This window comes from Stenotrophomonas sp. P5_B8, assembly GCF_054049855.1.
On the sequence record NZ_JBFULO010000340.1, the window covers coordinates 1 to 4,385 of the forward strand.

Annotated in this window: 4 protein-coding genes; 3 read left to right on the forward strand and 1 reads right to left on the reverse strand. The window is 69.4% G+C overall.

Annotation, left to right across the window (positions count from 1 at the left end):
* From ACXJKH_RS15900 to ACXJKH_RS15910, 3 genes are all read left to right on the forward strand, one after another.
* A partial coding sequence (locus ACXJKH_RS15900; protein ID WP_457320733.1) for a FecR family protein occupies positions 1–758 on the forward strand: 758 nt, incomplete at its 5' end.
* Positions 759–771: 13 nt separating this feature from the next.
* Positions 772–2,592, forward strand: coding sequence for an amidohydrolase family protein (locus ACXJKH_RS15905; RefSeq protein WP_457320735.1), 1,821 nt, complete (start codon positions 772–774; stop codon positions 2,590–2,592).
* On the forward strand, positions 2,576–4,048 hold the full coding sequence (locus ACXJKH_RS15910) for an amidohydrolase (RefSeq protein WP_457320737.1): 1,473 nt from the start codon (positions 2,576–2,578) through the stop codon (positions 4,046–4,048). Before ACXJKH_RS15905 ends, ACXJKH_RS15910 begins: the two co-directional genes overlap by 17 nt.
* Before the next feature lie 19 nt (positions 4,049–4,067).
* On the opposite strand, the gene ACXJKH_RS15915 is transcribed toward ACXJKH_RS15910, so the two are convergent.
* Positions 4,068–4,385, reverse strand: a 318-nt coding sequence (locus ACXJKH_RS15915; RefSeq protein WP_457320739.1) for a lipocalin family protein, incomplete at its 5' end; no start/stop codon positions are given.

Genomic DNA, 4,385 nt, shown 5'->3' on the forward strand with positions numbered 1-4,385 from the left:
TGCAATGGGCGTTCGGGCTCGCCGCCAGCCTGTGCCTGCTGGCGCTGGGCGTGCATGAGCACAGCGATGCCGGTGATTACCACCTGACCCGCAAGGGCGAGATCCTGCGCGTGCCGCTGGCCGATGGTTCGGCGGTGACCCTGGATTCGGGCGCGGCGGTGCGTGTGCATTACACCGAGCAGCGTCGCGAAATCACCCTGCTGCGCGGTGAGGCGCTGTTCGATGTCGCCAAGAACCGCGCGCGCCCCTTCGTGGTGGTGGCGCGCGATACCGCCGTGACCGCCGTGGGCACCAGCTTCTCGGTCAGCCTCAACGAGCAGCGCACACGCGGGGTGGAGGTACTGGTGCGCGAGGGCATCGTCGATGTGGCCAATGCCAGTGGCGCGATCGCACCGACCCGGCTGCTGGCCAACCACCGCGCGCTGGCCAACCGCACCCACGGCATCCGCATCGAGAACGTCGAGCACGATGACCTGGACCACCAGCTGGCGTGGCGCGAGGGGATGCTGTCCTTCAACGGCGACACGCTGTCGGTGGCGGCGGCGCAGTTCCTGCGCTACAGCGATGTGCGCATCATGATCGACGACCCGCTGGTCGGCAGCCGCCGCATCGTCGGCCTTTACTCGGCCAACGACCCGATCGGTTTCGCGCGCAGCGTCGCGCTCAGCCTGGGGCTGGCGGTGGAGCAGGAGGGCAACGATGTCTGGCTGCGGGCACCGCACAACGCCGCCTACAGCGCGCCGCGCTCACTGCAATGAACCAGGACGCCCCATGAAACCGACCTCGATGTCCACCCTGCGCCGCGTACGTCGGCTGGCACTGTTGACCGGCCTGCTGCTGGCCAGTGGTCAGGCGATGCAGGTGGCCAGTGCCGCCGACGATGACGTGCTGATCCGCAATGCGATGGTTTTCGATGGCACCGGACGCGCGCCCTATGCAGCCAGCGTGCTGGTGCAGGGCGGTCGCATCGCCGCGATCGGGGCCGACCTGAAGGCGCCGGCGCATACCCGGCAGGTCGATGCGAAGGGCCAGGCGCTGTTGCCTGGGTTGTTCGACCTGCACACCCACTGGACCCCGAACGCGCAGCCATCGACGTTGCCGCAGATCGCCAACCGTTATCTCGCTGCCGGGGTCACCACGGTCAGCGACTTCCACCAGCCGCCTGAAGCCTACGCACCGCGCCGCGCCTGGTTGCACAGCATCGCCGCACCGGATGTGAAGTTCGCCGCGCGAATGAGCACGCCCCTCGGCCATGGCGCGGATTGGGGCGATGAGAACACCACGCGTTGGGTCAACTCGCCGGCATCGGCCACGGCGGCGGTCAAGCAGGTGGCCGCCTACAAGCCGGACTTCATCAAGGCCTTCACCGACGGCTGGCGGTATTCCAATGCCGCCGACAACAGCAGCATGGATGAGGACACCCTCGCCGCACTCGTGGAAGAGGCGCACCGCCAGCAGCTGCGCGTGTTCACCCACACGGTGATGGTCAAGCGCGGCAAGACCGCCGCGCGGGCCGGCGTGGACGCGTTGGCGCACAGCGTGCAGGACGGCCCGGCCGATGCCGAGCTGATCGCATTGATGAAGGCGCACGGCACGCGCTATTCRCCCTCGTTGGCGGTGTACCTGCCCGAGCGCGTGGATGGTAGCGGCAAGGACCGTGCGGGCACCGAGGCCTACCGCCAGCGCGAGGCGAACTTTGCCAATGCGCTGCGCAACGTCAAGACACTGCACGATGCCGGCATTCCGATCGTGCTGGGTACCGATGCCGGGATGACCGGCACGCCGCACGGCGCCTCCACCCTGCGCGAGCTGGAACTGTTCGTGCAGGCCGGGCTGACCCCCGGCGAAGCCCTGGTTGCCGGTACCAGTGCCAGCGCCGAAGCGCTGGCGCTGGACGATCGCGGCCGCATCGAAGTGGGCAAACGCGCGGATCTGCTGCTGGTCAAGGGGCGGCCGTGGGAGCGCATCAGCGATGTGCGCAACACCGAGCAGGTGTATGTGGCCGGTCGACAGGTGGTGGGCAAGGGGGTGAAGCTGCCTGCCGGCAACCGCGCCGAATCGCTGCCGCCGCTGCGCATCGCGGCGCTGGTCGATGACGTCGAGCGCGCCGATCAACGCACCGCGCTGGATACGCTGCGCAACGACGATGCCGACGGCGGCAACGACCGCACCGTGCAGGTCACCACGGTGATCGACCGCGAGCAGGGCGGCAAGGCGTTGTCGATGCAGGCCAAGCTGTCCAGCAAGGATGATGCGTATGCGGCGGTGATCCTGCCGCTGAGCCGTGGCTCGGTGGCGCCGGTGGACCTGCGCGGCTGGCGGGGCGTGCGCGTGGATGTACGCGGCGATGCGACGCTGACGCTGGAGGCGCGTGGACTGGGCGGCCGTCGCTGGATCGCGCCGGTCGCTGCCAGCGGTGGCTGGCAGACGCTGGAAATTCCGTTCACTGCGCTGCAGGGCCAGCCGCCGTATCGCGCGAAGGGGCCGCTGCCGACGTGGCGCGGTAACGACGTGCAACAGCTGGTGTTCTCCGGCACCGGCTCGGCCGGCGCGAAGATCTGGTTCGAGATCGACAATGTCCGCTTCTACTGATCCTCTGCGCCTGCGCGCGCGCTTCGTGCTGGCGCTGATGGCCACGGCGCTGGCCATGCCKGCAGTCGCTGCAGACGCACCGGACCGCGTGCTGGCAGCCGTGGATGCCTACGCGGGCCGGCAGGCCGAGGTGGGCCGCGCACTGTGGGCGACGCCGGAGCTGGGCTACCAGGAAACGCAGTCCTCCGCGCTGCTGCAGCAGGAGCTGCGCAAGGCCGGCTTCCGCATCGAAGCGGGCGTCGCCGGCATGCCGACCGCATTCGTCGCCCGTTACGGGCATCGTGGCAAGGGCCAGGTGATCGCGCTGCTGGCCGAGATGGATGCGCTGCCGGGCATGGCCCAGGCAGCCGTGCCGACACGCAGCCCGATCGATGGACAGGACGCCGGGCAGGCGTGCGGCCACAACCTGTTCGGTGCGGCCGTGGTCGGTGCCGCGCAGGCCGTGGCGCAGTGGCTGAAGGCCAGCGGCAGMGACGGCGAGATCCGCGTGTACGGCACCCCCGCCGAGGAGGGCGGAAGTGGCAAGGTCTACCTGACCCGTGCGGGTCTGTTTGACGACGTCGACGTGGCCCTGCACTGGCACCCGGCCTCGGCCAACTCTGCCGCCCAAGGCACCAGCCTGGCCAACATCAGCGGTAAATTCCGCTTCAAGGGCATCGCAGCGCATGCCGCGCTCGCGCCGGATCGCGGACGTTCGGCGCTCGATGGGGTGGAGGCGCTCAACCACATGGCCAACATGATGCGCGAGCACGTGCCCGACGGCACGCGCATCCATTACGTGATCAGCAATGGCGGTGCGGCCCCCAACGTGGTGCCCGACGCGGCCGAAGCCTATTACTACGTGCGCCACGTCGATCCGGCCGTGGTGCGCGATGTGATCGCGCGCCTGCACYTGGCCGCGCGCGGCGCGGCGATGGGCACCGGCACCGAGGCGACATTCGAGCCTACCGGTGGGGTGTACTCGCTGCTGCCCAACGATGTGTTGGGCCAGGTCATGCAGCGTTCGCTGCAGCAGGTGGGTGGCGTGATCTACGACGCTGCCGATACCGCGTTCGCGCAGCAACTGCAGCAAAGCCTGCAGCAGCGCCCTGMGCTGGAAAGCGCCGCATCCCTGGAGCCCTACAGCGCCGAGCAGGCCGGTGGGGCGTCCACCGATGTCGGCGATGTCAGCTGGAATGTGCCGACGGTTGGTCTGAGTACCGCCACCTGGGTCCCGGGTACACCGGCACACAGCTGGCAGGCGGTGGCCGCCTCGGGGGCGCCGATCGGTGCGAAGGGCGCGCTCAATGCCGCGCGCGTGCTCGCGCTGACCGCGGTGACGCTGCTGCAGTCACCGCAGACGGTGGCGCAGGCCAGGCAGGAATTCGAACGCCGACGTGGCGCCGGTTTCCGCTATGTGCCGTTGCTGGAGCGCACCGCGCCGCCGCTGGATTACCGCAGCAAGGCCAAGGAGTAGGGCAAAGCGGTGGTGCCGCTCAATCCAGCGGCGCCATCACCCGCAGCGGCGCCAGGTCGTAGCCCACCGCTTCGGCCTGCGCTTTGATCTGCGCGAACAGGGCGCGGTCCATGCTCGGCGAGCGCGACAGGATCCACAGGTACTTGCGGTCCGGGTCGCCGACCAATGCCCACTGGTACTCCGGGTCCAGCGCGATCACCCAGTAGTCGGCCCACACCAGCGGTGCCCATGCCAGCCAGTCCGGCACGAAGCGCACCTGCAACTGCCCCGGATGGCCTTCGACCGGTCGCGCCACGCCGTCGGCGGCGATGCGCGTGCCATCGTCGATGCGGCAGAC